The sequence below is a fragment of the Lacticaseibacillus sp. 53-4 genome (assembly GCF_016861805.1).
Taxonomy (GTDB): Bacteria; Bacillota; Bacilli; order Lactobacillales; family Lactobacillaceae; genus Lacticaseibacillus.
Map to the genome: position 1 here is coordinate 14,116 of NZ_BOLT01000003.1, position 25,818 is coordinate 39,933.

The window sequence follows — 25,818 nt, forward strand, 5'->3', positions numbered from 1 at the left end:
AACCTCCTGTTTGGTTTGTTTGTATAACTTACTAACTACGGGACAAAACTACCACACCCAAAACGCGTAGTCAACAACGATGGCAACGATTTCAGTGATTCCTGAACCGCAACTGTCGGCGTCCCATGCCTAAGACCTGATGCACAATCAGCGCCGTTCCCCCCAGGGTCACCGCATGGTCAACATCCTGGCAAAGTGAAAGCCGGACATGCCCGCCAAACCGCTGCACCTCACGCGCGATTGCTGCCAGCATTGCTGAGTTTTGAGCCACCAGTTTTGAGTTAATGACCACGACTTTGGGATCATAGCTGGCAACAAGATTATGAATCACCATGGCCAGCCTGGTGGCAAAACGGTCAAGTACTTGCTGCATTTTCGCATCACCTGCCACCATCCGCGAGCCCACTTCTTCCTCGGTCAGCGAAGGCTCGTGCAGCGTCTTCCGCAGCTGAGCCATCACCGCATCCTCAGAGCAAAGTGCTTCGATTTTGACTGGTTCCCCGTTGGGAGCGAGCTCAACAAAAGTCCGGCCAACTTCCCCAGCACCGCCTTGTGCACCGCGGAACAGCTGACCGTTGATCACCACGCCGGCCCCAATGCCCTTGTGGATGCTCAAGGCAACGAGATCCTGCTGAGCAGCGGCAAGTTGGGTGAAATCACGCGCATAAAGGGCGGCTAAGTTTGCCTCGTTTTCCAGGAATACCGGCACCTTCAGCGCCTCCTGGAAATACGCCGCAATATCGACATTCTCTGTCGAGAAAAAAGGCGAATCTAGGATCCGGTTGTGGTTGACGATTCCGTGAATACCAATTGTTAGCCCCATCAGGCCGTGGCGAGTCTTGGTCACTGGTTGCCTTTGATAAGCCTCGATCTTAGCCAGCATTACTGCGAGACGCTTCGAGATCGCCGCGCCTTCCCCCCAGAAGTTGTCGCTATGAAGGACCTGCCCATCCAAAGTGCTGACGATCATATCTGTGGCATGAAAGCCGAGATCAAAACTGATGACGTAACCAAAGCGTTCGTCAAATCGATATAAAGTCGGTTTGCGGCCGCCCGCCTGCGAGCCGGTGCCCGTCCCCACTTCTTTTAGGTAGCCAGCCTCAATCAATTGACTGAAAATGTCGGAAACCGTCACCTTATTCAGTTTTAGGTCTTTTGCGACCTGGCTGCGCGAAGTTGGGCCGGTGTTTATCACCGCCTGAAGCACGTTTTTTTCATTGTTCTTTCGTACATCGTTTTTACTAATTTCTGCCATTGCAAATGCCCCACATGTGCTTTTCTTTAGAATGCACGCTTCAGGGCAGGAATGCAACTGACTGCAAACTGAACTGGCAGACTGCCGGTATCGGGAAACGGTGAGCTGACCACTCACATTTTCCTGGCTTTGAGGTGCCCGGTGGGGATTATGAATAGCAACCCAATCCCGCCACTGATGAGCAGTGCAATCGCAGCGTGAGTCAGCTGTGCGTCCAACTGCGCAGCGACCAAAACATATGATGCTTTCCTGTGCTTCAATGATTTAATGGCCTTTGGCATTTACCAGGCTGCGCAACATTATGGCAAACGAGTCGGCAAAGACATCAGTGTCGTTGGCTTCGACAATTCTCCTGCCTCGCAGGTGGTTACCCCACCCTTGACCACTGTGGATGTCGACCACGACCTTTGGGCCAATCGCGTGGTGGAAGAATACTTTCGGCTCCGCAATCACACCTCCCAGCACAACCTGATCCGCATCACCCCGCGGCTTGTGGAACGTGAATCGGTCAAGTTTAACTGACCTTGGATCAGCAAAAACCTGCAGCGGACAGCAAAAAAAGGCGTCCCAGCCAGTGGGTACAACCCCGCTCTGCTGGTACGCCTTTACTGTGTTATCGTGGCTTGGCCGTCGACCCGCGCGTAATCAGCTTTCCGGACAGCACGATACGCCGCGCAATGCCTGGGGACTTGATGCGCGAAATCAGCGTATCCAGCCCCGTTTCACCCATTTCTTCGGTGAAGATTTTAACCGTGGTCAGCGGCGGATCGAGGTACTGGGCCATCATGAGGTCGTTAATGCCAACGACCGAGACGTCTTCCGGCACGCGAATGCCGTGCGTCTGCAAGGCGTTGATCACGCCGACGGCCATCAAATCGTTGCCGGCAAGGATCGCGGTCGGCAGGTCATCACCCCAGTCCTTCAGCTTGCGCTCAGTCAGCGCGCGACCGACTGGCACCGTCAAATTTGAATCGGTGTCCACGGCAAAGTAGCGCTCATCAAAATAACCGTAATAACGCATAATATCGCGATAGGCGTTGATCAGCGGGGTCTTGTAGGTCCGGTAACCGTACATGTTCAGCTGCTCCTGAGCTGAGATCAACGCAATTTTCTTGTGGCCCAAACTAAACAAGTGGTTCAGCGCCAACTCGGCCGCCTGCTCGAAATCACCGTTGATGGTATCCGCATCGACCGTGGGAAAAGTGGTCCCGACAAAGACGGTGTTCGGACTGACGTTAAGAATCTCCTGAACCGTTTTTTCGTCAAACTTGCCGATTGCTAAGCTCCCCTGAACGTCGTTGAGCACGGCATCGTCAGTGGCCGTCGCCCGGATCAGATTGTAACCACGCTGCGCCGCGCGTTTTTCAACCCCCATCCGCATGGACAGGTAATAAACGTCACCCAGCTCCTCGGCCTCAGTCAGCCACTGGAAGAAGGCAATGTTGTTCTGGCGCGGGGGCTTGCTGGCAGCGCGCTTTTTGGCCTGCCGCTTCTTCTTATACTTGGTGTAGTTCAGCTGCTCAGCCGTCTCAAAAATACGCCGCCGGGTCGTGTCTGCCACTGCCAGGCTCTCATCATAATTCAGGACGCGCGATACGGTGCTGATCGATACCCCAGCTTGTTGCGCAATGTCTGTGATCGTGGATGCCATAATTTCCACCCTTTCGAGGCCGTGATGTGGATCGTCGGGTCATAAAGTATGCTTTCAAGTATACATCAGATCGAATCGATTTTTACTAAAAATTTTATACTCAAGCCGGCTGCACCGTGAAGGCGAACTCGCGGTCCACCGCTGCGCTGAGCCGATACGGCGGTTCAACGTCGCTGCCCCATGTGTCGATCCCGCCAACGCCGCGCACCGCGCCCATGATGGTCAGCACAGTTCGGCGCACCGGCGGCAGCTCGTTTGGATGCGTTGCATTTTCCAGCTCGGCCGGCGTGTAAGGGAGGCAACTAAAGGCAAATGGCGCATTGTCCACCATCCCCACTCGCAGGCCAAAGGAGGTCTGCTGGTGGTCCGCATTGTTTTGAGTCGTTGCCCGGGTGACCGTCAGTGCTGAGGTCTGCATGTGCACGCCGCAATCCTGGGGGCGGACATATGGCGTCACTGGCATGCCCGTCACCTGGTAAGTCCCGAACGCCCCGCCGGCCATGCGGTCCGGATAGGTCTCGTCAGATAACCCGGTGTAGGTAAAACCGCTGGCCGGCGTCGGGACAATCAGCCGCCAGCCAAACACCGGCAGTTCCGGCAGCGCCGCGTTGCCGGTGAAGCGGACCCGCACCGTCATGATTCCGCCAGGCCCAACGGTGTACGTCACCGCCACCCTGGTGCTGGGCACAGTGGCCGTTTGGTAAGTGAAGCTGACAGCGACCTGACCCGCCGAAAGCGGTCTTGACCATTGATTATTCACCGGGGCAATCGGTAGCGGCACCGGCTCGCCATCGATGACGACACTTTGCGCGGTCACTGGGCTGAACAGGTCGGCCCCCAGCCACTGCGCTGAGGTCACGTCAAAGTGCATGCCCCGGTCGTTGTCCGTGGTTGCGCGCCAAAAGGCCGGGCGCGGCGGGCGGTAGCACCACTGTCGGCCCCCGTAATTCAGCGACTCCAGGCCGTGCTTATCAAAGGAAAACAGGTATTCAAACCCGGCACCGGCGACCCCCAGCGTGCAGTCGCCAAAGGTCAGGCGTAGTTTAGCTTGTGAATTGGCCATAGTAATAGCGCACCTCCTGCAGGGCCGGTTTCGGTGTCCGGTCCGCAAATACCAGCCCGTCTGCGGAAAATTCGTAATCGGCGCAGCGCTCATCGAAATCGCCGCCGTACTGCATGACCGGCTGCCCGGTCAGGGGGTCAGACACCTCAAGCGCCTGGTCGATGTAGTCCCAGATGAAGCCGCCCAAGAAGTTGGGATACTTTTTCAGTAGTGCCATGTACGAGCCCATCCCCCCACAAGAATTGCCCATATCATGCATGTACTCGCACAGCACAAACGGCTTGCTGGCGTGCTGCAGGTAATCCTCGACCCCAGCCGGCGGCAAATACATCCGGCTTTCCAGATCCGAGATTTGCCCTTCTAGCGCGCGGTTTTGACTGACCCCTTCGTAATGCGTCAGCCGCAGCGGATCAACGCGTTTAAAGTAGGCATTCATGGCGGCAATGTCTGCGCCGGCATAGGATTCGTTGCCAAGCGACCAGAACAAGATCGCCGGGTGATTTTTCAGCGTTTCGTAATTGCTCTGCGCCCGATCCATCACCACCGCCTGCCACTGCGGTAAATCACCAGGCACGTTGTAAGACGGCTCGACTGCACTCATTTTTTGCCACGAGCCGTGGCTTTCGAGATTACACTCGGCCATCACAATGATGCCCGCCTGATCGCACAGCCGATACCACGCCAGCTGGTCCATGTAATGGCAGGTGCGCACGGCGTTGATGTGGTTCGCCTTGAAGGTGGCAATATCTCGCACCATGTCTGCTCTGGTAATCGCGCGCCCGGTTTGGGCCGACCATTCATGGCGGTTGACGCCCGTCAGGATCAAACGCTGACCGTTCAGCGAGACCACGTTGTCCGCCACCGTCAGGGTGCGAAAACCGCACTCGGCAACGGCCACTTCAAGCGCTGACCCATCTTGGTTCAGCGGTTCAGCAGTAATCGTGTACAAGGCGGGCTGCCCCGGCGCCCACAGAGCAGGCGCGCCCACGGGGATGGTAAAGGTCACCTGCGGCTTTGCGGCCGCGGTGCGAGTCGCAATCACCGCCCCCGCTGGCTCCTGCACAGTCAGGCGCACGCTGGCGGCGCCTGCCGGCTCAAGCAGCTTAATCGTCGCCGTCAGCACGCCGGACCCATCGGCCGTCACCTGGGGACTCAGCGCAATGTCTTCCACATGCCCCGCCGGCGTCGCGAGCAGCGTCACCGACCGAAAAATGCCGGAGAAGCGAAACATGTCCTGGTCCTCGATGAACGCCGCCGTACTGCGCTTAAAAACCGCAACTGCCAGCACATTGGGGCCGGCCTGCAAGGCAGCGGTCAGGTCAAATTCCGCCGGGGCAAAGCTGTCCTCGCTGTAACCGATGAAATGGCCGTTCAGCCACAGGTACATCGCCTCTTCCACCCCGCCAAAATGAATGCGGACAGAAAGGCCGGCCCACGCCTTGGGCACTGTGAAGGTTTTACGATACAGGCCAACGGGATTATCCTCAGCCTGACTAAATAAGCCTTTGACCAGTTGCGTTTGCCCTAAGGTGTACGGCGGCCGGCGGAAGTGGCGACCGTCCCACGGGTACATCGTGTTGATGTACTGATTCTGCGCGTACCCCGCAAGTTCAATGTGCTTAGGCACTGGGATCAGATGCGGCAGCGGCCCGTGGTCAGGCAGGGCAAACCCCGCGTCGAAGTCTTTGGCGCTTTGAACAAAATCGAACTCCCACTCACCATCCAGACTGCGCTCAAAGCTGCTGGTGCCTGTCTTCACCGCTTCGGCATTTTCGAACCAGCGGTGATCAGAGTGGGCGGGCAGCTTGTTGACGCGAAAGACCTCCGGATCGTCGAGCCAGGTTAAACTAGGCGTGATCGTCATGGTGAGCCTCCTTAAGTGTCGCCGTGATGGTGGCGGTCTGCTTATCCGCACCGCCGTAATCGGTCAGAATGCGATATGCCTGGGCCGGCTTGCCATCATGATCGCGGTAGCTGACTGGCACCACGCGCGGCGCGGCGGCCCCAAAGTCCAGCTCACAGGTCTGACCGCCACTCGTCAGCAACACCGTATGGCCAGCCAGGGCCGGCTCAACTGCAGTGATGAGCTGCTCAGTCAGCGTGTGGCGGCCCGCCTGAAACCAGGCGTCATCGGTGATCGTGAGCCGCCGCATTTGGACATCCAGCGAAAGCCTGCGGGTCAGCTGTGAAAGTGGCGTCTTTGGGTACAAGGCCGTCAGGTCAAGTTTCAGCGTGGTGCCTTTTTGCTGCGCTGTCGCCTCGTAGGCACCAGGGGTCTGCCCCACGCCGTCAATTAGCGGCACACTGTGCGCCTGCGTGCTTGGCACGAAGTACGCGTAACGTTTGGCATCGTTGAAGTAGTCGCGCGTGTATTCACCACCGCCGACGTCGGTCAAAAACAGCGTCTGGTCTGAGCCAAACACAAAGTTGCCGACATCCAAGTGGTTGTGGCTTTCATCGTTGCGCCCGCCGCGGCCGGCAAACGCCAGCTTCTGCTCAGGATCGCGGACCACGAGCCATTGCACATTTGCAAAATAGCTCGTCTGGGCTGGCAAGCTGGGCTGCGCATCCGCGCTGTCAGGCGTCCACGCCAGGTCACGGCTCAGCTGTGCAAACCGGTAGCAAGTATCATCATCCAAGTGCGCCGCGGCGGTGATGGGCGGTGTGGCGACCTTGAACTCGCGTCGGCAGTAGCCAAGCAGCCCACTGGGCAGCGTCAGCGGCGTGTAATCCGAAAACGGCACGAATTGGTCAGGCGCCAGCTGCGTGCGGGCCGGAAACCCTGCGATGGCTTGCACCTTGGGCCGCTTCAGGTACCGGTCATCCCCCAGAACCGCTTGGTAAAGCGCGGCAAAGTACGCGTAATAGCCAAACCCGTATGCCCAGTAACTGATGCCCTCGACTGAGGCACCGTCGTCACCAAAGCTGCCCAGGTAAGTGTCAAACGCCGTGTCCAACCGCTGCAAGAAGGCCTGCTGCCGCGCACTGGCTTTGGGCATCAAATACAGCGCGGTCATCCCCAGGCTGCCGCCAATCACGGCACTCCAGTTGTTGGCCTTGTGCTGCCAGGACCAATCATGCGCTTCAAACGGGGTGAAAATGCGTCTTTCGATTTGTTCGGCCACGCGCTGCTGGATCTCGGGATCCAGCGTGCTGCCAAGCGCGTGCATGATCTCGGCCAACGCCTCCCCCGTTTCGGCGGCGAACAAATCGATCGTCGTGGCCGAAGCCGCCCCATATGTGGGCCCGGTCAGCGGCATGTGCGCCGGCAGGCCCCAGGCGAATTCATCACAAACCGCCCACAGCACTTCCTGAAGCAGCGCTTTTTTTGCAGGGGTGGGGGCCAGCTGCTGGCTCAGCCCGAGCACGGCAAGCTGGCGGCGGCGCTCAAAGTACTCCCGCTCGTAGCCTAACCGGTCGCCGCTTTGCCGGTACGCCTGCCAGCCGCGGTAATGCAGCGGCTGCACCGTGCCAGCAGCCACATAGGCCGCGGCGGCGGTATTGATTTCATTGATCAAATTATCTTTTAACATGAGTCGCTCCTCAAAAATAGCCCGGCAGGAACCCGCCGGGCCAAATTCGCCAACCGTCAGTCTACCAAAGGTCCAACGCGGTGTGATTCAGTTTCATCAACGCTTCAATGAAGAAGTAGTCAGCATAAATGATTGGGTACTCGTGATGCGGTTCGTGATACTGCGCCGAGCAGCGCTTGACCAGCGCATCGTGATCCTTGTCCCAGTCCACCCCGTCATCAGCCAGCGCCTGCAGCAGTCGCACCGCGGTCCTTTGATAAAGCGGCGCATCCTTGGGTTGATCAGCCGCCAGTTCAAGCAGCCCGCTGGCCGCAATAGCCGCGGCCGACGCGTCCTCGTAGAACGGCGTCAGCGGCTGCCGGAAATCGACCGGGATCCGGCAGTCTGCCGGAATATTGGCAATAAAGTAATTGGCGATGCGCTGGGCGGTCATTAGGAAACTTGGGTCGTGGAAGTGGCGCGCTGCCAGCGCAAACCCGTAAATTCCCCAGGCCTGCCCGCGCGTCCAGGAAGAGCCGTGGGCATAGCCCTGACCGCCCTGGGAGTGCAAGTATGCGCCCGTTTCCGGATCGAATACGAGGATGTGCTTAACTGAGCCGTCACCGCGCACCATCAGCTGTTGGGCCATTTTGGCGTGGGCCAAGGCCAGGTGCTTGAACCGCGGATCTTGTTCGACCTGACTGGCCCAAACCAGCAGCGGCAGGTTCATCATGCAGTCGATGATGGCAAGGTCTGCGCGGTTCGTCCCATCCTCATCATTCCACGCCCGAAAATAGTGGCCAGCCAAGTTGAACCGGCCAGCCATGTTTTCGGCGGCCAAAAGCCCCCGTCGCCGCGCGTCGGGATCTTGGTCATCTTTGAAATGCGCGACCGCCGTTAGGCCCCACTTGAACCCATTGTCGTGGTCTAGGTGATCCACCGCGGTCAGGTTGGCGTCTAGTTTGCGCTCAACGGCGATGGCCTCTTCGCGAAACAAGTCCTCGCCAGTGAGGCGGTTCAGCTGCCACAGTTCCCCACCCCAAAAGCCGTTGGTCCACCAGAACGGGTCCTTTTGATACATGTCGCTAAAGTGCTGCTGGGCATCCGTCGTGTACGGAATGATGCCCCGGTTGCGGGCCACGACCGCCTTCATCTTCGCGCTGACTTGCGCCAGGGTTTTTTCGGCAAACGTCTCTGCGTTGTCCATCTCTTCACCATACTTTCTCAATTTAATCGTTCAGCTCGCGCAAGGTCACGGTCTTCTGAGCGCTCCCGACCGTGAACGTCAGCTGCTTGCCCACCAGCGACATGGCAACCGGCTGCGGTCCCGCCGTCTGGTCATGTGCGGCCCCCAAACAGGCGGCGGCGAGTTGATAATGCCCCGGCTGCAAGCTGGCGGTAAGCTCCGGCAGCTTGGTAAGCGGATAGAGCATGTTTGTGTTCGGTTCCGGCTGCTCGAGCTGGGCCTGCCACTGCGGCGACAAAGCGAGAATCCCCACCGTGCCCACCGCGCTTTGGTAAAACACGCCGGCTTGCGGCAGCGCAACCGGCAGGATCTGACCGCCGATCGGGGCGGAGAAGCTGCCTTCGATCAGGTTAAGCGGCCGGGCCGTTTCGATCACGTGAAGCCGCAGGTGCCAAGGGTACAGCGGCACGATAAAGGTTTTGATCATCACATCTGGCCACGGCTGCCACTTGCCGTACACGTAGTCGCTGTGCACCGCGTAGTCAGCATAGCCGAACACGGTGCGAAAATCGATGGCGGACTCAGAAACGGCCAGGGTGTTGTCAAACGCCCCTTGCTTGGGCAGAACGCTGCCTTTTTTCACGGAAAAGCCAAACGTGGTTGAGTAAACGAACTTTTCGTACTTCGATTCGCCCTGCGCGTGCTCGTGCGAGTGCTGGCCGGCCGTGAAGTCTTGCAGCTCCTGACCGTCGGCACTGTGGATCAGCAGCATGCGCGCGTGCGGATTAAGCGCCCGTTCCGGAAACGCCGGCACGGTTTCAGGTAAGGTCCAAAACGGATCGTCGTCTGGCAGCGCCAGGTGAATGAAACTCTTCAGCGCCCAATACGGTGACCCCGGCGCGTTATAGCCCTCAGCCATCACCAAGTTCGAATAGCCGTAACCGACAGTCAGCAGCCCATCGCTGGAGAAAATCGGCCGGTTGAACCACTGGTGCAGGTTCGCGCTGAGCAGGTACTTCGCCTCGGCAGCGGTCATACCCTCAAGCGGCGTGTGCGCCAGTGCCGCGACCGCCCACCAGCCCGCCTGCGCAAAGCGATAGGTCTGGCTGCGACCAAACGGGACCGCCGTGCCATCCTTGACGAACCAGTCCTTGAACGTCTGCCCAAACACTGCGGCCCGCGCCTTAAACTTGGCAACGTGCGGCTCGCTGGGGTCATACGCCAGTGCGCTGTAGAGGACCTGGTAGTACTGCATCCCAAACGGAATGTAGTAGTCGATTTGGTTCTTGTAGCCGTCAAAGTACCAGCCGTCCGCTAGGTAATAGCTGTCCAGCGCATCAAGGTCGGCTTGCGGCTGACCCTCTGGTATCGTTAGTCCGGCATACTGGAAGAACGTATTGACCAGCACGCGGAAAAACAGCCAGTTGTTCTTAGGAATGGTGTGTTGATTGATCTGGTTCAGCCAGGCGTACAGCTGCCGCTGCTGGGCCACGGGCAGCTGCTGATAAAAGAAGTCCCGCGTCAGGATCAGGAAGGTCGCCAAAGCGCCCATTTCCACAAACAACTGGTCGTAATCTTCCAGCTCACCCCAGTAAAATGGCGAGTCCGGATCGATCCCGGCCAGGATGCCCGCCGTGGCCGGTTCAAAGTACTGCCGGTACTGTTTGGCCCGCGCTGAGGTGCTGCACAGGGGCCCCACGCCCCAAAGTGTCCGCATAAAGCCTTCAACCTCGCGCCGCGGCTCGTTGTAGACGGAACCGGAAACACCCAGGCGCACTCGCCCTTGTTTGCCTTCCGCCGCCATCAGCGCGTACACGGGATCGAGCAGGTCCTCAAGGGCCGCCACCCAGTCGGCGCGGGACTGCAGCGGATTGGTTATCAGGGTGTCATTAAAGTGTGTCATTTATTTGCCTCTTTACTGGGCGCCTTGGCCTGCCAAAGTGCCCGTTTGCCCAGGAATTCACAGTTGACGTACAGCAAGAGACCAAGCAGACCCGGCGTGATCACCATGCCAAACTGGGGCTTGATGACCATCAGGACTGGAATGACCAGGAGCAGGACCGCGTTGGCCAGGGCGATGAACCAGCGCCGGCCGAGGAAGTACAGTCCGCGCTGCCAAATCGCCTTCATCGGCTGATCAGGGTTTCGCACCTGCAGGTAGGCTAGGCTGACGAAAAGCCCGAGGACCGCCGCGATGAGCAGGCTAAACAGTGGTAGCGTGACCCGGCCGATCACCCCTTTTGTCAGGAAGAACCAGGCGTCCGCCCCGAACACGGCGGTCAGACCCCACACCGGGAGCCAGTAGCCCAGGCCCTTGCCGAAGAACCGGATCAGGCCCTGCGCGTAGTCGCGCGCCGGGCTCACGGCCAGCTTTTCGAAGTGGCGGTCGCACACGTACAGCAGCGCCACCACACTCGGGCCAAACGGCACCATGGCCAACCCGAAGAACCCCAGGTTGCGCGGGTCGACGGCCAGAAACAGCGCACAAAGCACTAGCAGGATGTTCGTCAGCGAGAAAAGCAGGCTGACGACTAACACCCGGTACGCCCAATTCATCACCCGCATGAACGGGTTGTTCTCAAAGGTGAAATGCTTCATTGTGAATCCCCTTTTTCCAAAAACAAACGCGCCCTGGAGGCCAAAGGCTCGCCGAGCGCGTTTGCGTATTCGCTAGTTCTTCATCCCGCTCGTCGCAATCCCTTGCACAAAGTACTTCTGCAGGGCCAAGAAGACCAAGGCGACTGGCAGAATCGACAGCACGGAAGCTGCCATGATGTAGGCATATTGCGTATTGTACAGGCCGACGAACATTTTCAGGCCCAGTTGAAGCGTCTTATTCTCAGTGGAGGACAGATAAATGAAGGGCCCCATGTAGTCGTTCCAGGTGTTGACGAACGTGATGATCGTTAAGGACACCAGGGCGGGCTTGGTTAGCGGAAGCACGATTCGCCGGTAGATCCCCCATTCAGACAAGCCATCGATCCGGGCACTTTCAATCAGGGAATCCGGGATGCTTTCGTAGTACTGTTTCATGAGAAACACCCCGAAGGCGTTGAAGGCCTGCAGCAGGATCAACGACATCAGCGTGTCGGTCAAGTGAAACTGCCGCATCATGATAAACTGCGGAATCATGTACGACTGCCACGGGACCGCGATGGTCCCGATGTAGGCGAGAAACAGCGTGTCTCGCCCGCGGAAGTGCATTTTGGTAAACCCGTAAGCCGCAAAGCTCGACGTGAGCAGCTGAATGAACGTAATCACGACACTTAGAATAATCGTGTTTTTAAAGAAGGTCGCCAGCGGTATCTGTTGCCAGATGATTGAGTAATTTTCTGGGTGCCACACCTTAGGAATCCAGCGAATCGGCACCGTGAAGACTGAGTTGTTGTCCTTAAAGGACGCACTCAGCATCCAGATAAACGGGATCAAGGTCAGTAGCGCCAGAAGAATCAGAAGGAGGTAGAGCCCGATCGTTGCGATCACTGAGCGCTCTTTGCGGCTCTTCTTCCGCTTTGCGGCAGCCTGAAGTTCAGTTGATGCTTCCATATCGTCTCCTCCTTCCTATACGCGCTTCTGGTTCCACATGAACTGGATAATGGTGATCCCCAGCACGATGACAAAGAGTACCAGCGCGATGGCCGAGGCGTACCCAAAGTTAAACTTCACAAAGGCTTCCTCGTAGATGTCGTAAACCAGCACATTGGTCGCTCGCCCTGGGCCACCATCGGTCATGACCTGAACCAGATCAAAGACCTTGAAACAGTTAATGACCAGCATGATGGTGACAAAGAACGTGGTCGGTCGCAGGCTTGGCAGCGTCACATTAGTGAACTGCTTCCACTTGCCGGCCCCGTCCATCTCCGCGGCCTCGTACAACTCTTGCGGAACGCTTTGCAGCCCCGCCAGGTACAAGATCATGTAGTAGCCCATGAACCGCCAAATCGACACGATGATGATCGCCGTCAGCGCCCACTGGGAACTAGTTGCCCAGCCTGGTGGGTTGGTGATGAAGTGCCGCAGGAACTGGTTGATCGGTCCCATTGTTGGGTGAAACAGCATGTTCCAGACCACGGCGATGGCCACCAGTGAAGTGACGTACGGGAAGAAGAAGGCGGTCCGGAAGAACTTAACGCCTTTCAACTTCTTGTTGAGCAGGATCGCCAGCCCCAGTGAAATTACCAGAGTGGCCGGGACCACGCCGATCGTATACAGGAATGTATTTTTAAAGGAGATCCAGAAAGTGGTATCATGGATCATTTTCTGGAAGTTACCCAGGCCAACAAACTTCGGCGTGCTGAAGGAATCCCAGCTCATGAACGCCAACACAAACGAGAAGACGACGGGGATCAGCGTGAAGATGAAGAACCCGAGGAAATTTGGCGCGATGAACGAATAGGCGGTCCACCGCTGGCGCCGGGCAAGCCGGCTTTTATTTTTGGTGAGCTTGTCACCAGAAGACGTTACTTGCATATTGGTGCGTGCCAAGCGCGGGGCTCAACACGCCTTCCCCCTCTCCGCAAACTAGATCACTGCTCTTCGGTCTTAACCCGCGACTCCATGTTCTTAATGGCAGTGGTTGGGGTCTCATCGCCGGTCATGATCAGATCATGCTCTTCTTGCAGAATCTTATCGATGGCTGGACCGTCTTTAGCAACCGGGAATTCAACGGCGATCTTGTCAGGACTGAAGGCCTTCTTGGAAAGACTGTCGGTTGGCATCCCTTTGACCCCGAAGTACAGCTTGTTGATGGCAGCGGTCTTGTAGGAAGGCACGATCCCGATCTTAGCCAGCACTTCGGCGCCCTTCTTGCCTGAAGCAAAGTCCAGGAACTCTTGCGCGAGCTTCTGATTCTTCGACTTCTTATTGATTGCAAAGGCGGTTGGTGAACCGAACGTGGTCACTTTCTTAGCGTCAGTCTTCTGTGGGATTGGTGCAATGCCCCACTCAACATTGGTCGTGCCCTTATTGATGTTTTGAATCAGCGCACCCATGTACCAACTACCCATGTACATCATGGCCGTCTTGCTGCCTTCAAACTGAGACTGGTAGGTCACTTTAGTCGACTTCGCGGTCCCGTAATCCATTTGGGCCTTGCTCTTTTGCAGATCCAGGGCACGGTCGTAGTATGGCTTTTCAAAGGCGTACGACGGCTTCAGCAGGTTCTTGCCGTTTTGGGCCGCGGCGATTGCCTGGATGGTTGAACGCCAGATGTGTTGGTAAGTCCCGTACTGACCCTTAGAGGTGTCGGTCAACTGCTTGGCGTACTTCACATACTCGTCCCAGGTCCAAGTGTTAGGATCTGGAATGTTCTTCTCCTTGAAGAGCTTCTTGTTGTAGTAAAGGACCCAGAAGTCGGTCCGGTACGGCTGAGCGTATGTCTTACCCTTGATGCTGTACATCTTATAGGTGTCAGCCGCCGCCTTGGTGTCCAGCTTCTTGATGTGACTGGACTCGTCAACCAGCTGATCACGCAGCGCATAGTTGGAATACGAAAGCAGGTTCTTCATGGTCAGGATGTCGGTGGTGTCGCCTGAGGACATCATCGTTGTCACTTTGGTGTCATAGTCGTCAGCAGGGATATCGACGGCCTGCATATCCACATTCGGGTGTTCTTTTTCAAAAGCCTTGAACAACGCCCCAAATTCCGGGGTCTGATCGTAATTCCAAGTGGTGACTTTCAAAACGGTTTTGCCCTTGCTGTCCTTACTGCCCGAGCTCTTGCTACTGCTGTTGCCGCAAGCGGCCAGTGAAACTGCAGCAACGGCCACGGCCGCAACGGATAACGCTTTACTCCAGAGCTTCATTTGATTAACCTCCGTTTAGTTAAAATTCAGTTCCTTCCCCAACCAAAAATGCCAATAATACCTAGAAGCAGAAACGACGATGTGCGATTCCCTGCAACCCTCGCCTCCTTAGCCGGCTAGCTCGCCTAATGTGACCAGGTGAGCAAGCACGGCACGATTGATACCCGTTCAAATTACCGCGAGGGGAGCCGATCAATCAGGCTGCCCTTGACGAAGCCGTAATACTCACCGTAAACGGTGACGCGGTCCCCCACCTTGAGGGCCGTGGGTTGAAACTGGACCATCACCTGCACTTTGGTCTTGCCGTTCCGCAGGAGCAAGCGATCGTCCTTCTTGACCGTCTCCCCAGCGGTGTCTTTCTTCTGGATCCGGCCGGTGAACTTGACGTAGCTGTTCAGCGGGATATTCCCCTTGCTGAACGCTTGCGTCGAGTACCCCTTGGCTTTGACCCGGAGCCCGCTGGCGGATTTTTTAGTAAAGGTTTGGTTCTGCGTTGCTGCGGCCGAACCGCAGCCTGAAAAAGAAAGCAGCATCAGAAGCGCAAATGCCGAAATGATCGCTTTTCTCACGTGAATCCCCCCGTATTAAAGCGCTTTCTTTCTCGTTCTTATAATAGGTGCTGGGGCAAGCCCTTGTCAACGTTTTTTTACTGAAAAAACCATTCTCATCAACTTTTTACTTTTACCATTAGAAAGCATAAAAAATGTGCCGGCCCTAGGCCGACACTGTATGCTGAATCGATTCTTATGCTGGCTGGTCTTCCGCCGCTGCCTGTTCCACTGGAATTGGCGTATCCACGATTGTCATCTGGGTATCCTTGTCAAAGAAGTGCGCCTTGTTCAAATCAAAGCCCATCTTAACGTGGTCACCAGGACTGTGGAAGTCGCGCGCGTTCACGTTGGCGACGTATTCCTTGTCATCCAGCTTCAGGTACAGCTGCTCCGTTGCGCCCAGCAGTTCGGAGACGACGACATCCGAAGCCAAAACCGCATCCGGCCAAGTATCCAAAAAGGCCTGCTCGGAGTGAATGTCTTCAGGCCGAATCCCGAAGATGATCTCCTTGCCGTTGTATCCCTGATCATTAAGCGTCTTAGCGCGCCCTTCAGGCACCTTCAGGACCAAACTGCGCCCATCCGAAATCGTGCCGTCTTGGTAGGTCACGTTGAAGAAGTTCATGGCCGGGCTGCCCATGAATCCGGCGACAAACATGTTCCGCGGATTCTGGTAGACCTCTTCCGGGGTGCCGACTTGCTGAATCTTCCCAACAGACATGACGACTACCCGGTCCGCCATCGTCATCGCCTCAGTTTGGTCGTGGGTGACATAGATGGTGGTCGTGTTCAGACGCCGGTGCAGTTTGGCGATCTCAGCACGCATGGAAACGCGCAGTTTTGCATCCAAGTTAGACAGCGGCTCATCCATCAGGAAGATCGGCGCATCGCGGACAATGGCACGGCCCAAAGCGACCCGCTGCCGCTGGCCACCGGAAAGATCGGCCGGCTTGCGCTGCAAGAACTCCTGCAGGCCCAGAATATCAGCCGCGTTATCCACCCGCTTCTTGATGTCGTCGCTGGTGTAATGACGCAGCTTCAGCCCAAAGGCCATGTTATCGTAGACGGTCATGTGCGGATACAGCGCGTAGTTCTGGAACACCATTGCGATGTCGCGATCCTTTGGCGGCACATCGTTCATCACTTTGTGGTCGATTTCAAGGGTCCCCTTGGTGATGTCTTCGAGCCCGGCAATCATGCGCAAAGTGGTGGACTTACCGCAGCCAGAAGGCCCGACGAAAACAATGAACTCGCGCTCTTTAATGTGCAGGTCGAAGTCCATGACGGCGTAATCTTCGGCCTTGTCATACTGCTTGTACAGATGGTTCAAATCAATCTCAACCATAGAAAATTCCCCACTTTCGCAATTATCGAACTGTCATTCACGGACCAAACCAACTAACGGGGGGAAGCACCGCTGCCGGCAAGTGCAGCGGTGCATCAAGTGCCCGGGGGAATGGGCAACGTGTCAGGACAGCTGCCACACAGTGCAGCAGCGCGGCTGCAGCGGCAAGTCTGCAGGCCATGCGATCAATCCGTGCCAGGCCGGCTCGGCACGCCAAAATTTGCGCACGCGAATCGTCCTGATTCCTTTATCGCGCATTTTGCCTAAAAATGCAAGCGCTTTTTTACGCAAAAAATTAGAGTGGTTGTTCCCCACAATCAAATCACAGCAGTTGCCAATGCGTAACCACTTGCTGGCCGCGGCGGACAAACAGATTGCATGCCCCGTAAGCCGGGGTGCCATCAGCCAAGAATAGCTTGCGGTCGATGTCCTCACGCTCGGGCTGCAGCGTTAGCAGTAAATTCGTGCCCCCTTGCAGCGCGATTCTTAAGACCCAAGCTTCCGCTGGGGTGGCCTGCGCACCGCCAGTTGCGTATATTGGGGCAAGCTCCAGGATCTCCTGCACGCGCCCAGGCGCGGCAAAGACCGTTGCCTCCTGGCTAAAAGCAGTCAAAGCGGCTTGCCCGGTCACGCGCGTCAGCGTTCCTTCGTGGTTATAGTGGGCCGCAAATGGGCCGGCGCTCGTTGCCGCCGCCATCGTCGTGAACAATTCAGCAGCCGTGCCTAGGGTCAGGTGATGCGGGGTCAACGCTGTCACCTCAAGGTCCGGGCTGATCTGCCAGTGCGTCTGCCAGGTCCCTGGCTGGGCGCCTGCCACCTGATCGGCCATCACCCAAAGCCCATACGCCGGCAGACTAAGCCAGCGTCTGGTCACAATGGCCGCCGGGTCGCTGCGATCGCGATAGACCATCTTGACCAAGGTGCCCGTCGCAAATTCCTGCACCTGTGTGGCCAGCGGGGCACTGACATAGGCGTACGTCCAGCTGGCAGTTGGCTGGCTCAAAGACCGCCCGTTGAGGGTAATGGTGTTGTGCGCAGTCGCGGCCTTCAGTCCGCGGCGTTTTGCCCCGTCGACATAAGTCAGTCGGCCGGGGTCGACCAGCACCGGCTGACCGTTCATAACCAGGTCCACATGCCCCAACGAGGCGTGACCGTGCCCGCTGCCAAGACTGCCGTTAAACACGTGCCAAAAATCGGCCTGGGCGCCCCAATCACTGCGCCACAGGTAGTTGCCAGACAGCGGCTCAAAAAAGGTCCGCGGCAGCGTCGGGCCAGTGGTCGGTTGCGGCCACTGGGTGTGTGCCAGTGCCAGCATCAGATAGTCAAAGCGCGGCGCCATGCGCGCCTGCAGCGCGGTAGGCAGTGCCAGCAGCGCACAGGAAGCGTTGTACAAGCTGTCAATGCGAATCGCGTCCGTGTCGCCCTGCTGCACCAGCGTCAAGTCGGGCCGCAAGAAATGTGCGGCGGCCGTTTGCAGCGCACGCAGCTTGGTCAGCAGCCAAGCTGGGACCGCGCGGTCATGTGCCCGACTTGCCGCCACCACGGTCAGTGCGCTGCGCCAGACCTCGAGCAGATACAGCGGTGATTGCTCCCAATGAACGCCTTGCTCGTTGACCTGCAGATCCAGTTGCTGCGCCAGTTGGGCCTGTGCCCAAGACACCAGCGCTGGCGCGATCACACTGGCATGCGCCGCATCGTAAGTCAAAATGCCCGTGACCTCCAGCACACCCCAGTTGGAAATCAGATCTTTTGGCCGGTAATGATCGTGTAAGTACTCCGCCTGCTGCTGGACCGCCTCGGCAAGTTCGCGCTGCTCGGCAGCGCTCAGCAGCCCCGCCTCAACCAGCGCAGCCACCGGCGCGGTCCAGTTGACCAGCCGGATGCCTGTATCGATCGTGCGCCAAGTCGATTCATCAGCCAGGTTGTGGTCACGCCAATCAAAAATCAGCTTCTTGATCCCACGCAGGTACCCCAGTTCGCCCGTGAGCTGATAAGCGCACAGCAGATCGAGTAAGTACTCCTGCCGCTTCAGCATGTACAGCCACTCCGGATCGCCGTTAGGACTATGCTGCCAGGTCGGCGGATCCATCGTATAAACGGTGGGCGCCGCCTCCATCGCGTACGCGTCTTCAAACGCAAATTCGCCTTTTAGCAACCTTTTGGCATTCTTCAGGTGATACGGATCGATTCCACCGTTTGCCGCCAGTTCCCGCAGATAGGTGGTCCAAGTTTTGGTCATGTTCTCTCCTCCTTGCGCTCCATTTTAGGGGTAATGGATACGCAAAATGCAAGCGCTTTATTTTTTCATCAAAGAAAAATCGCGCTAAAACGCGATTTCTCTTGGCCCGTTCATCTGGCTTAAATCAGCGCCCGCACGCGCTGCCGCAGGTCCGGCACCACTTGGTCTTCAAACCACGGGTTCTTCTTCATCCAGCCGTAGTTCAGCGGCGAAGGGTGCACTAGCGGGAAGTATTGCGGCAAATAATCCTGATAGTGCTGGACCGTGGCCGTCAGGGTCCTCTGGCGGCGCTTGCCCAGGTAGTATTTCTGAGCGTACTGACCAATCAAAAGCGCCAGCTCGGCGTGCGGCATCAGCTTGAGCAGCGGCGCGTGCCACTTTTCCGCAAAGACCTTGCGCGGCGGCAGGTCGCCGGACTTGCCCTTGCCCGGATAATAGAAATCCAGCGGCAGGATGCCGATGCGGCCAGTCTCGTAAAACTCCTCGCGGGTCACGCCCATCCAGTCGCGCAGCCGGTCGCCGCTGGGGTCGTTCCAGAAGCTTTCAGTTTCCTGAGCGTTGCGGCTGGGTGCCTGACTGATAATGAGCAGCCGGGCGGCCGGGTCGATTTTGTACAGCGGCTTGATCCCGGCCGCGGTGTACGCGGCGTTTTGCGGGTCGGCCATGATGGCGTTAAAAATTTCATTAGCGGTTTGCATGCTGATGCTGTTTGGCCTCCTTGCGGGCGAGCTTTTTCGACAGGCCGTGCTTGTTGGGCTTGGCGACGCGCTTGTGCGGCCGCTTTTCCGCGTAAAACACGAAGTAGCCATCGCGCTCGGTCACCTGCACGAAGCCGAAGACGCTTCGAATCTTGTTTTCGTACCAGGTGCGGCGCTTGGTTACCATGTAAAGCTTCCCAAAGTCGGTCAAATGCTGGTGTGCCCCTTCGATGAAACCCTTGGCCACTTTGAAATCCGTGTGGTACGGCGGGTTGGACAACACCGCGTCAAAGGTCTGGCCGTTGAGCTGACCCCAGCCGTCGCTAACCAAAGCGCGCACGCGGACCCCATTAGCGGCGGCGTTTTGCTGCGTCAGCCGCACCGCATCCGGATCGACGTCGACCGCGGTCAGCGCCGAGTCGGGCAGCGTTTTGGCCAGAAAAGTGGCGACGAATCCGAAGCCGCAGCCCAAGTCGAGGATGCGGCTCCCGTTGTTCAGCTGGGCGGCGTCGAGCATCGCCGCCGTGCCGCGGTCCAGGCCGTGGGGCGAGAACACCGTAGCATCCGTTTCAAAAGTGAGTGAGACATCGTGGTAATCGATCTGCATGAAATTCCTTCCATCTCGCTAAATGACGGTCGCGAGATTATCCTTCAGGACCTGCGCCGATTCGGTGAGTCTGGCGAGGTCATCCGCGTTTAAGTCCAACTGTAAAATACGATCCAACCCCTGGCCGCCGAGCAGCACCGGCACGCCGATCGACACGTCGCGCAGGCCGTACTCGCCTTGCAGGTGCACGGACATCGCAAACGCCGCGTGGTCGTCGTTCATGATCGCCGCGGTCAGGCGCGTCAGGCTGGCAGCGATGCCGTAAAAGGTCGCGCCTTTTTTATCGATGATCGAGTATGCCGCCGTTTTGACCTGGTTGCTCAGCGCGTCAAAATCACGCGCCTGCTGGGCCTTCGGGACAAAATCGCACAGCGGCTGGCCGCCGATCGTCGCAAAATCCCACACCGGGAACTCGGAGTCACCGTGCTCGCCCATGATGTACGCGTGCACGGTCCGGACATCGACGTTGTAGCGCCGACCAATCTCCGAGCGCAGCCGGGCGGAGTCCAGCGCCGTGCCCGAGCCCAGCACGCGGTTGCGCGGCAGACCGGACAGACGCAGCACCAGCTCGGTCAGCACGTCGACCGGGTTGGACGCCACCAAAATGATGCCGTCGAAGTGGTTGGCCATGATGTTCTTGGTGATATCCGTGATGATGGCCGCGTTTTTCGCCAGCAGCTGCAGGCGCGTCTCGCCAGGCTTTTGCGCGACGCCGGCCGTGATCACGACCAGGTCGGCGTACTCGACATCGGCGTAGCTCGCCGCGTAAATGCTTTTCTGCGCCACGTACGGCAGCGCGTCGGACAAGTCCTCGACGTCGCCCTGCACGCGGGTCATGTTGACGTCGATGATGCCCAGGCTGCCGCCCACCCCGCTGGTGAGCAGGTTAAAGGCGTAGCTGGAACCAATCGCACCGTCGCCGATCAAGACAATATTGGCTGATTTCATGAGGAATGCCTCCTTATGGACTGAGTGAAGTGACCACTGCTGCATACTGGCCTATAGGCGCCTGGCAGCTATCTCATTGCGTCTTCAGTATACAGGCCGGTACGGGGAAAAGAAAACTTTTGGTGTCGAGCTGCCGCCCTCGGATGGAGGATGAATTCTTTTGAACGCTGCGCTGACAGATGATATAATTGACATAGAAAGAGTGGCGCGCTTGCAACACGCCACTCCTACAGTCAGCCCACAACGGTTGGCGTGAAAATGACGACAAAACGACCGTCACTCAGCCAAGAGTGTTATCGACGGTCGTTTTTCTTGTCGTCAGTCATTGCTTTGACAATGACAATCACTAGAGTGAGCAGGCCGACAATAAAGCCGCCAAACTCAATCATCATCGAGATTGCATCAGCAACGGAGATCAACAAGGCACCTCCCTTCACTCAGCGTTTGTTGGTCGCTCATAGGCCACCACCTCGCAATGTGATTGGATTTGCCAACCGTCATCAACTTTCTGCCGTTCTATCTTATCAGGCCAGCCTCATTCCGCATAGACCCCGATCCAGCGTCGACTATTCGTAACACTAATAATGCGGTAAAATAAAAGCGCATACAAAGACGACCTGTTCACTGTGCTGACTGCATTCTTTCGTCTGTTAAATTCAGACCCCTGTAGCTGTTCAGAAGGAGGAAAAAGGTTGAAAAAAATCCTCGTTGTCTTAACTAACACGACTCAGTTCACCAAAAAGCCCGAAGCCACTGGTCTCTGGCTCGGTGAGGCGACCGAGTTTGTCGACGTCATCGCTTCGCATTACCAAATCGATTACGTCAGCCCGCAAGGCGGCTACGTGCCGCTGGACCCGCGCAGCCTGAAAGTGGCCGACGCCGCCGTGCTCGCGCGGTACCGCGACCGTGAGTTCCAACGCAGCGCCTTGTGCGACACGTTAGCCCCTGGCGTGATCAATCCCACCGACTACGCGGCCATTTACTACACCGGCGGCCACGGCGTGATGTTTGATTTTCCGGAGAACGCGGCGCTGCAAACCATCGCGCAGCAAATTTACACCTCGGGCGGCTATGTGACGTCGGTCTGCCACGGCATCGCCGGCCTGTTCAACCTGCAAAACAACCAGGGCCAGTACCTGATCGCCGGCCGCCACGTGACCGGGTTCACGACTCAAGAGGAAATCCTGTCGCAAAAGCGCGGCCTCGTCCCGTTTTTGAACGAAAAAGTCGCGAGCGACCGCGGCGCCCACTTCGATAAAAAAGTGCCGTTTCGCCCGTTTGCGATCAAGGACGGCCAGCTGATCACGGGGCAAAACCCGTGGAGCGTCAAATCCGTCGCCAACACCTTGCTGCAGGCGCTGGCCGGGACAAATTAAAACCCGCGCCGCAGGATCTGCACGGGTATTGAACCTTTACTGATAGAGACGAGCGGCCTTGCTTGCTTCGGCAAACTTGGCGCCCGCCTTTTTGTTTGCACTTTTCAGGGCAGTGAGTTCCTGGCTGAACACATCGACCTCACCAGTCAGCGCGGCCAGGCGCTTGGCATCGACTGCCAGCTCGCTGGGGTGCAACGCGTGCAGCGCAAACAGGATGTCCAGCCCGACGTTGAGCAGTTGCGGCTGCCACAAATGCTGCAGATGGACCTGAATGCCCTGGCAGACCTCACCCTGGTACTGGCCTGACAGCGGCTTGAACACAGTTGGCCGGTAGTGCACCTGGCCGCTTTGCCCGGCCAGGGTCTGGCTCAGCATTTCGCTGAGTTTTTGGCTGTTCAGCCAGGGCGCGCCAAACTGCTGGAACGGCAGCGCGGTGCCGCGCCCGACCGAAACATTCAGTCCCTCAAGCAGCCCCAGTCCCGGCAGCAGCGCCACGCTGGCCAGCGCTGGCAGCGTCTGCGCCGGGGCGATCCACGGCAGGTCATTTTCCGCCACCGTGCCAGTGACATCCCAGTCCGTCACCGGCACCACCCGCAAGTCGCACTCGATTTGCGAATTCGCTTAGCGCGCCAGCTCGCCAGGCGTCAGGCTGTGTAAAATGGGTAGCCCTGCCACGCCATCAGCAGAAGCCAGCGCCGCCGGCATCGGCGTGCCCTCCGGATCCAGGCGGCCAAGCGGCAGCACGCGGTCAAAGACGACAAACGGCAGATCCGCCTCAGCGGCCGCCCGCATGCCCGCCAGCTCCAGCGCCACACTGGGGTCGAACCGCACGCCCGTACCCGCGATATCGTAGGCCAGCACGTCCACGTCCGCCAGCGCCGCTGTGGGCAAATTGGCGCCGTTCAGGGTCACGACCGGCACCGTCGAACCTGACGCAATCGCGTCCTCCGGGCAGAACAGTTTAACGACTATCCCGAGCGTGTTCAGCACCTGCGCGTCAGGAGTGAAATCCTTAGCGACCCCGGTCTGATTGGTGATCAGCCCAATGCGCTGCCCCTTCAGTGTTTTTTCCGCCATTTTGCTGTTGTCGATCCCGTTGTTGGCCATCAGTATTCCTCCGCATTTTGATAATTCCACCCTACCTCAACCCCGCCCAAAAACAAACCTTTGTGGCCTGCCTGCACCTAGCCGCTCCGAAAAAGATTCGCCTTATACTGCCGGTCATGATTAAATATCACTTAGGCAATGGAGGGGAAAAACATGATGAAATGGCAAAAAATGTCCGCCAAAGCGCGCTGGGTGAGCTTAGGCAGCATTGTGATCGCACTGATCCTACTGATTATCGGCGTTTTCGCGCTGCGAGCTCATCAGCGGCAGAACGATGCCGGCAAGCAGGTGACCCAGGCAATCACCAAAAGCGCGGACTTGGATCGCAAAATCAACGACCACTGGGTCCAACCGAACGTCTATATCACCGCCAACACGACAAGCCACCAGGTGACGGCGCTGACCGCTCAGTCGGCCGCGCTGACTAAGCAAGTCGCACCGTATCGGAAAAACGCGCGCCGCACCGTCGCCAACCAGCTCAAGCAGTTCGACGCTGCGGCCACCAAGCGCAAGCACGCGCTCAAGCTGCTTCGCCGGGCCACCCAGGCCACTGAACGGGTCAATGCCTTGACCAAGCCCAAGGCACTGCAGGGCAAGCAGGTCAACTCAAAGGCGTTGATCAAAGCCGGCACCAACCAGGCCAAAATCGCCAAGGCGACTGAAACCATCGCCACCAGCAGCGCCATCCTCAAGCATACCCTGACCCGGGTGCTGGCGACCTGCACGACCCAGCTGAAGGAGCGCACGGCGCTGGTCGCCGCCACGGCTAAAATCGCCAGCGCGGGTAAGCTGAAAGCCAACCCGAATTACGAGGATCTGGCCGCTTACCTGACCTTTATCAAGCAGATGAAGTACCCAGGCCTGGCCGATCAACAGAAAAAGCTGACCGCGGCGGCCACCAAGGCGCTGGCCAGCATGAACATCAAGGGCATTTCTGAAGCAGAGCTCCAGCGGCGAATCTTCTACGTTTACAGCGACGGCAAAGCCGCGGACGCCGCCTACATCGACACCGCCAACGGCATGACCGGGTTCAGCGGCGACACCTACACAGCCGACATCTGGGGCAATTACGTCGACGCCGCGGGCCCTTCAAGCCACGAGCTGGCCACCATCAGCGTCGCCCTGAACGGCGACTACACCATGACACACGATGCGACCACGGTGAAAACCGGCAACCTGCTCAAAGATGTCTCAGCCGCTCAGCTCAAAACCGTGCGTGCCGATGTGACCAAAGGCAAGGAGCCAAAGGAGAAGGCGCTGACCGCCGTCTTCCCAACAGTCCAAGATTTCTACGATTGGGCAATCAGCCAGCTGACGCCGCCCAACCCAGAGCAAGACGAGCTGAAAACCAATACTACCGCAGTGTTTACCCTCTCTGACGATGAGACAGATGATGAGAGAAATACCAGCGTCGCCGCCCAGTATGACGTCTCGTTCACCTACACACTTGATTTAGATGAGGAGCTCAGCGACTACGGTCGGGTGGTACTGGCCAAAGACGGTACCGTATACTCCGGTATGCCATGGGGCGTGCTGAGCAAGGAGTCCAGTCTCACCGCTAATGTCATGGGCAAGCGCTACGCCAGCAACTAGCGAACCTAGCCGGATGTTCGAGCGATGGGGCTTGTCGGCCAGACTCTGGCACATTCCAATCACGCTTTTAAGGACAATCGCCGACTAGCACAAGTGCCGCCCCCTTCTGTTCAAAGGGAGCGGCACTTTTTTGGTATCAGATCGAACTGAAATCCTTCATAGTTCAACAGCAGATGAGACGTTCCGCCCCCCTGTCGCAGGGCTATTGAATCTGATTTTTTACCGCCTTGACCAGCTTTTCATAACCATGGTCAGTGACATGAAGACCATCTTTGAAATCCGCATCATCCAGCTGACCCTTCTCGTCGAATAGCGCATCGAACATATCAATCATATGCACATACTCGTATGGGATCACGCGCTGATATTCTTCAAAAACCATCCTCAGGGTGTCGTTGCGCCGTAGCGTTGTGCCCTTCGCCATATAGCTCTGAACCGACTCCACACATGGAATGCAGCTCAGCAGATTGATCTTGGCTTCAGGTAAGTTATAGTGGATAATTTCCACAATTTCTTTGACGTTCAACGCAATTTGTCTGGGACTCATCATGATTGTGTTTCCGAGATCATTCGTCCCAACCATCAAATACACCAACTTCGGCTGGTACTTGAGCACGCCTTCATCAATGAAGTGCAGGAGCATATCTGAAGTAATTCCTGCAATGCCACAGTTATAGGCCAGCGGATACTCAGGAAAAAACTTCTTCAAGTTCAGAAACTGCGTAAGTGAATCACCGAAGAATACCACTCCTCCAGCCTTAGCCGTCCGATTACTCTGGATAATCTCATTCATTCTCTCCACGATGTAGTCACGAAGCTGATACTGGTCAGTATCGTATATCATTCCCTCACGCATTGTTCTTCCCCTTATCTCGAATTCATA

General features: G+C 57.4%; 24 protein-coding genes. 3 read left to right on the plus strand and 21 right to left on the minus strand.

Translation table 11 applies throughout. The features are described 5' to 3' along the window. Positions 1–91: 91 nt before the first annotated feature. Positions 92–1,255 (minus strand): ROK family protein, encoded by a 1,164-nt coding sequence (locus JUF21_RS01875; protein WP_203662805.1) that lies wholly within the window; start codon positions 1,253–1,255, stop codon positions 92–94. A 249-nt stretch (positions 1,256–1,504) separates the two neighbouring features. Between JUF21_RS01875 and JUF21_RS01880 the strand changes: the two genes are divergently transcribed. Further along, the gene (locus JUF21_RS01880; protein WP_255559817.1) at positions 1,505–1,777 is read left to right on the plus strand and encodes a substrate-binding domain-containing protein; all 273 of its coding nucleotides are present in this window, start codon (positions 1,505–1,507) and stop codon (positions 1,775–1,777) included. 91 nt (positions 1,778–1,868) lie between these two features. On the opposite strand, the gene JUF21_RS01885 is transcribed toward JUF21_RS01880, so the two are convergent. The 17 genes from JUF21_RS01885 to JUF21_RS01965 all read right to left on the minus strand — a co-directional run bounded on the left by JUF21_RS01885 (position 1,869) and on the right by JUF21_RS01965 (position 21,278). Continuing rightward, on the minus strand, positions 1,869–2,906 hold the full coding sequence (locus JUF21_RS01885; RefSeq protein WP_203662809.1) for a LacI family DNA-binding transcriptional regulator: 1,038 nt from the start codon (positions 2,904–2,906) through the stop codon (positions 1,869–1,871). A 100-nt stretch (positions 2,907–3,006) separates the two neighbouring features. Further along, positions 3,007–3,969, minus strand: coding sequence for a beta-galactosidase small subunit (locus tag JUF21_RS01890; RefSeq protein ID WP_203662811.1), 963 nt, complete (start codon positions 3,967–3,969; stop codon positions 3,007–3,009). After that, positions 3,950–5,833 (minus strand): glycoside hydrolase family 2 TIM barrel-domain containing protein, encoded by a 1,884-nt coding sequence (locus JUF21_RS01895; RefSeq protein ID WP_374706426.1) that lies wholly within the window; start codon positions 5,831–5,833, stop codon positions 3,950–3,952. Before JUF21_RS01895 ends, JUF21_RS01890 begins: the two co-directional genes overlap by 20 nt. After that, entirely contained in the window at positions 5,817–7,502 is a 1,686-nt protein-coding gene (locus JUF21_RS01900) for a heparinase II/III family protein (protein ID WP_203662813.1), read from the minus strand. The genes JUF21_RS01895 and JUF21_RS01900 overlap by 17 nt, the downstream gene beginning before the upstream one ends. Positions 7,503–7,563: 61 nt before the next feature. Further along, positions 7,564–8,688 carry a glycoside hydrolase family 88 protein gene (locus tag JUF21_RS01905; protein WP_203662815.1) on the minus strand — a complete coding sequence of 375 codons (1,125 nt, stop codon included), beginning with the start codon at positions 8,686–8,688 and terminating at the stop codon, positions 7,564–7,566. Between the two features lie 22 nt (positions 8,689–8,710). Next, on the minus strand, positions 8,711–10,570 hold the full coding sequence (locus tag JUF21_RS01910) for a DUF2264 domain-containing protein (protein WP_203662817.1): 1,860 nt from the start codon (positions 10,568–10,570) through the stop codon (positions 8,711–8,713). Further along, a complete protein-coding gene (locus JUF21_RS01915) occupies positions 10,567–11,265 on the minus strand; it encodes a hypothetical protein (protein ID WP_203662819.1) in 699 nt (232 codons plus the stop codon). Before JUF21_RS01915 ends, JUF21_RS01910 begins: the two co-directional genes overlap by 4 nt. Before the next feature lie 72 nt (positions 11,266–11,337). Beyond that, positions 11,338–12,078: a carbohydrate ABC transporter permease gene (locus JUF21_RS01920; protein WP_374706430.1), complete on the minus strand. Its 741-nt coding sequence runs from the start codon at positions 12,076–12,078 to the stop codon at positions 11,338–11,340. 150 nt (positions 12,079–12,228) lie between these two features. Then, entirely contained in the window at positions 12,229–13,137 is a 909-nt protein-coding gene (locus JUF21_RS01925; RefSeq protein WP_203662941.1) for a carbohydrate ABC transporter permease, read from the minus strand. A 56-nt stretch (positions 13,138–13,193) separates the two neighbouring features. Continuing rightward, on the minus strand, positions 13,194–14,471 hold the full coding sequence (locus JUF21_RS01930; protein WP_203662823.1) for a sugar ABC transporter substrate-binding protein: 1,278 nt from the start codon (positions 14,469–14,471) through the stop codon (positions 13,194–13,196). A gap of 173 nt (positions 14,472–14,644) precedes the next feature. Continuing rightward, on the minus strand, positions 14,645–15,040 hold the full coding sequence (locus JUF21_RS01935; protein ID WP_203662824.1) for a hypothetical protein: 396 nt from the start codon (positions 15,038–15,040) through the stop codon (positions 14,645–14,647). A 175-nt stretch (positions 15,041–15,215) separates the two neighbouring features. Next, complete coding sequence (locus JUF21_RS01940) at positions 15,216–16,367, minus strand: ABC transporter ATP-binding protein (RefSeq protein ID WP_203662826.1); 1,152 nt, start codon at positions 16,365–16,367, stop codon at positions 15,216–15,218. A gap of 322 nt (positions 16,368–16,689) precedes the next feature. Further along, the gene (locus tag JUF21_RS01945) at positions 16,690–18,606 is read right to left on the minus strand and encodes a heparinase II/III family protein (protein WP_203662834.1); all 1,917 of its coding nucleotides are present in this window, start codon (positions 18,604–18,606) and stop codon (positions 16,690–16,692) included. Positions 18,607–18,725: 119 nt separating this feature from the next. Next, the gene (locus tag JUF21_RS01950) at positions 18,726–19,304 is read right to left on the minus strand and encodes a uracil-DNA glycosylase family protein (RefSeq protein WP_203662836.1); all 579 of its coding nucleotides are present in this window, start codon (positions 19,302–19,304) and stop codon (positions 18,726–18,728) included. After that, complete coding sequence (locus JUF21_RS01955; protein WP_203662838.1) at positions 19,291–19,911, minus strand: class I SAM-dependent methyltransferase; 621 nt, start codon at positions 19,909–19,911, stop codon at positions 19,291–19,293. The genes JUF21_RS01950 and JUF21_RS01955 overlap by 14 nt, the downstream gene beginning before the upstream one ends. A gap of 18 nt (positions 19,912–19,929) precedes the next feature. Beyond that, complete coding sequence (locus JUF21_RS01960; RefSeq protein ID WP_374706427.1) at positions 19,930–20,859, minus strand: L-lactate dehydrogenase; 930 nt, start codon at positions 20,857–20,859, stop codon at positions 19,930–19,932. A gap of 293 nt (positions 20,860–21,152) precedes the next feature. Next, a complete protein-coding gene (locus JUF21_RS01965) occupies positions 21,153–21,278 on the minus strand; it encodes a putative holin-like toxin (RefSeq protein ID WP_239061420.1) in 126 nt (41 codons plus the stop codon). A 273-nt stretch (positions 21,279–21,551) separates the two neighbouring features. Here JUF21_RS01965 and JUF21_RS01970 point away from each other — a divergent pair, with 273 nt between their 5' ends. Beyond that, a complete protein-coding gene (locus JUF21_RS01970) occupies positions 21,552–22,235 on the plus strand; it encodes a type 1 glutamine amidotransferase domain-containing protein (protein ID WP_203662845.1) in 684 nt (227 codons plus the stop codon). Between the two features lie 36 nt (positions 22,236–22,271). On the opposite strand, the gene JUF21_RS12110 is transcribed toward JUF21_RS01970, so the two are convergent. Together JUF21_RS12110 and JUF21_RS12115 are read right to left on the minus strand one after the other, a co-directional pair. Beyond that, complete coding sequence (locus JUF21_RS12110; RefSeq protein WP_203662846.1) at positions 22,272–22,817, minus strand: exo-beta-N-acetylmuramidase NamZ domain-containing protein; 546 nt, start codon at positions 22,815–22,817, stop codon at positions 22,272–22,274. Between the two features lie 39 nt (positions 22,818–22,856). Further along, on the minus strand, positions 22,857–23,342 hold the full coding sequence (locus tag JUF21_RS12115; protein ID WP_203662847.1) for an exo-beta-N-acetylmuramidase NamZ domain-containing protein: 486 nt from the start codon (positions 23,340–23,342) through the stop codon (positions 22,857–22,859). A gap of 153 nt (positions 23,343–23,495) precedes the next feature. Here JUF21_RS12115 and JUF21_RS01985 point away from each other — a divergent pair, with 153 nt between their 5' ends. Beyond that, the gene (locus tag JUF21_RS01985; protein WP_203662848.1) at positions 23,496–24,935 is read left to right on the plus strand and encodes a hypothetical protein; all 1,440 of its coding nucleotides are present in this window, start codon (positions 23,496–23,498) and stop codon (positions 24,933–24,935) included. A 202-nt stretch (positions 24,936–25,137) separates the two neighbouring features. On the opposite strand, the gene JUF21_RS01990 is transcribed toward JUF21_RS01985, so the two are convergent. Further along, entirely contained in the window at positions 25,138–25,791 is a 654-nt protein-coding gene (locus JUF21_RS01990) for a GDSL-type esterase/lipase family protein (protein ID WP_203662849.1), read from the minus strand. Between the last annotated feature and the right edge of the window lie 27 nt (positions 25,792–25,818).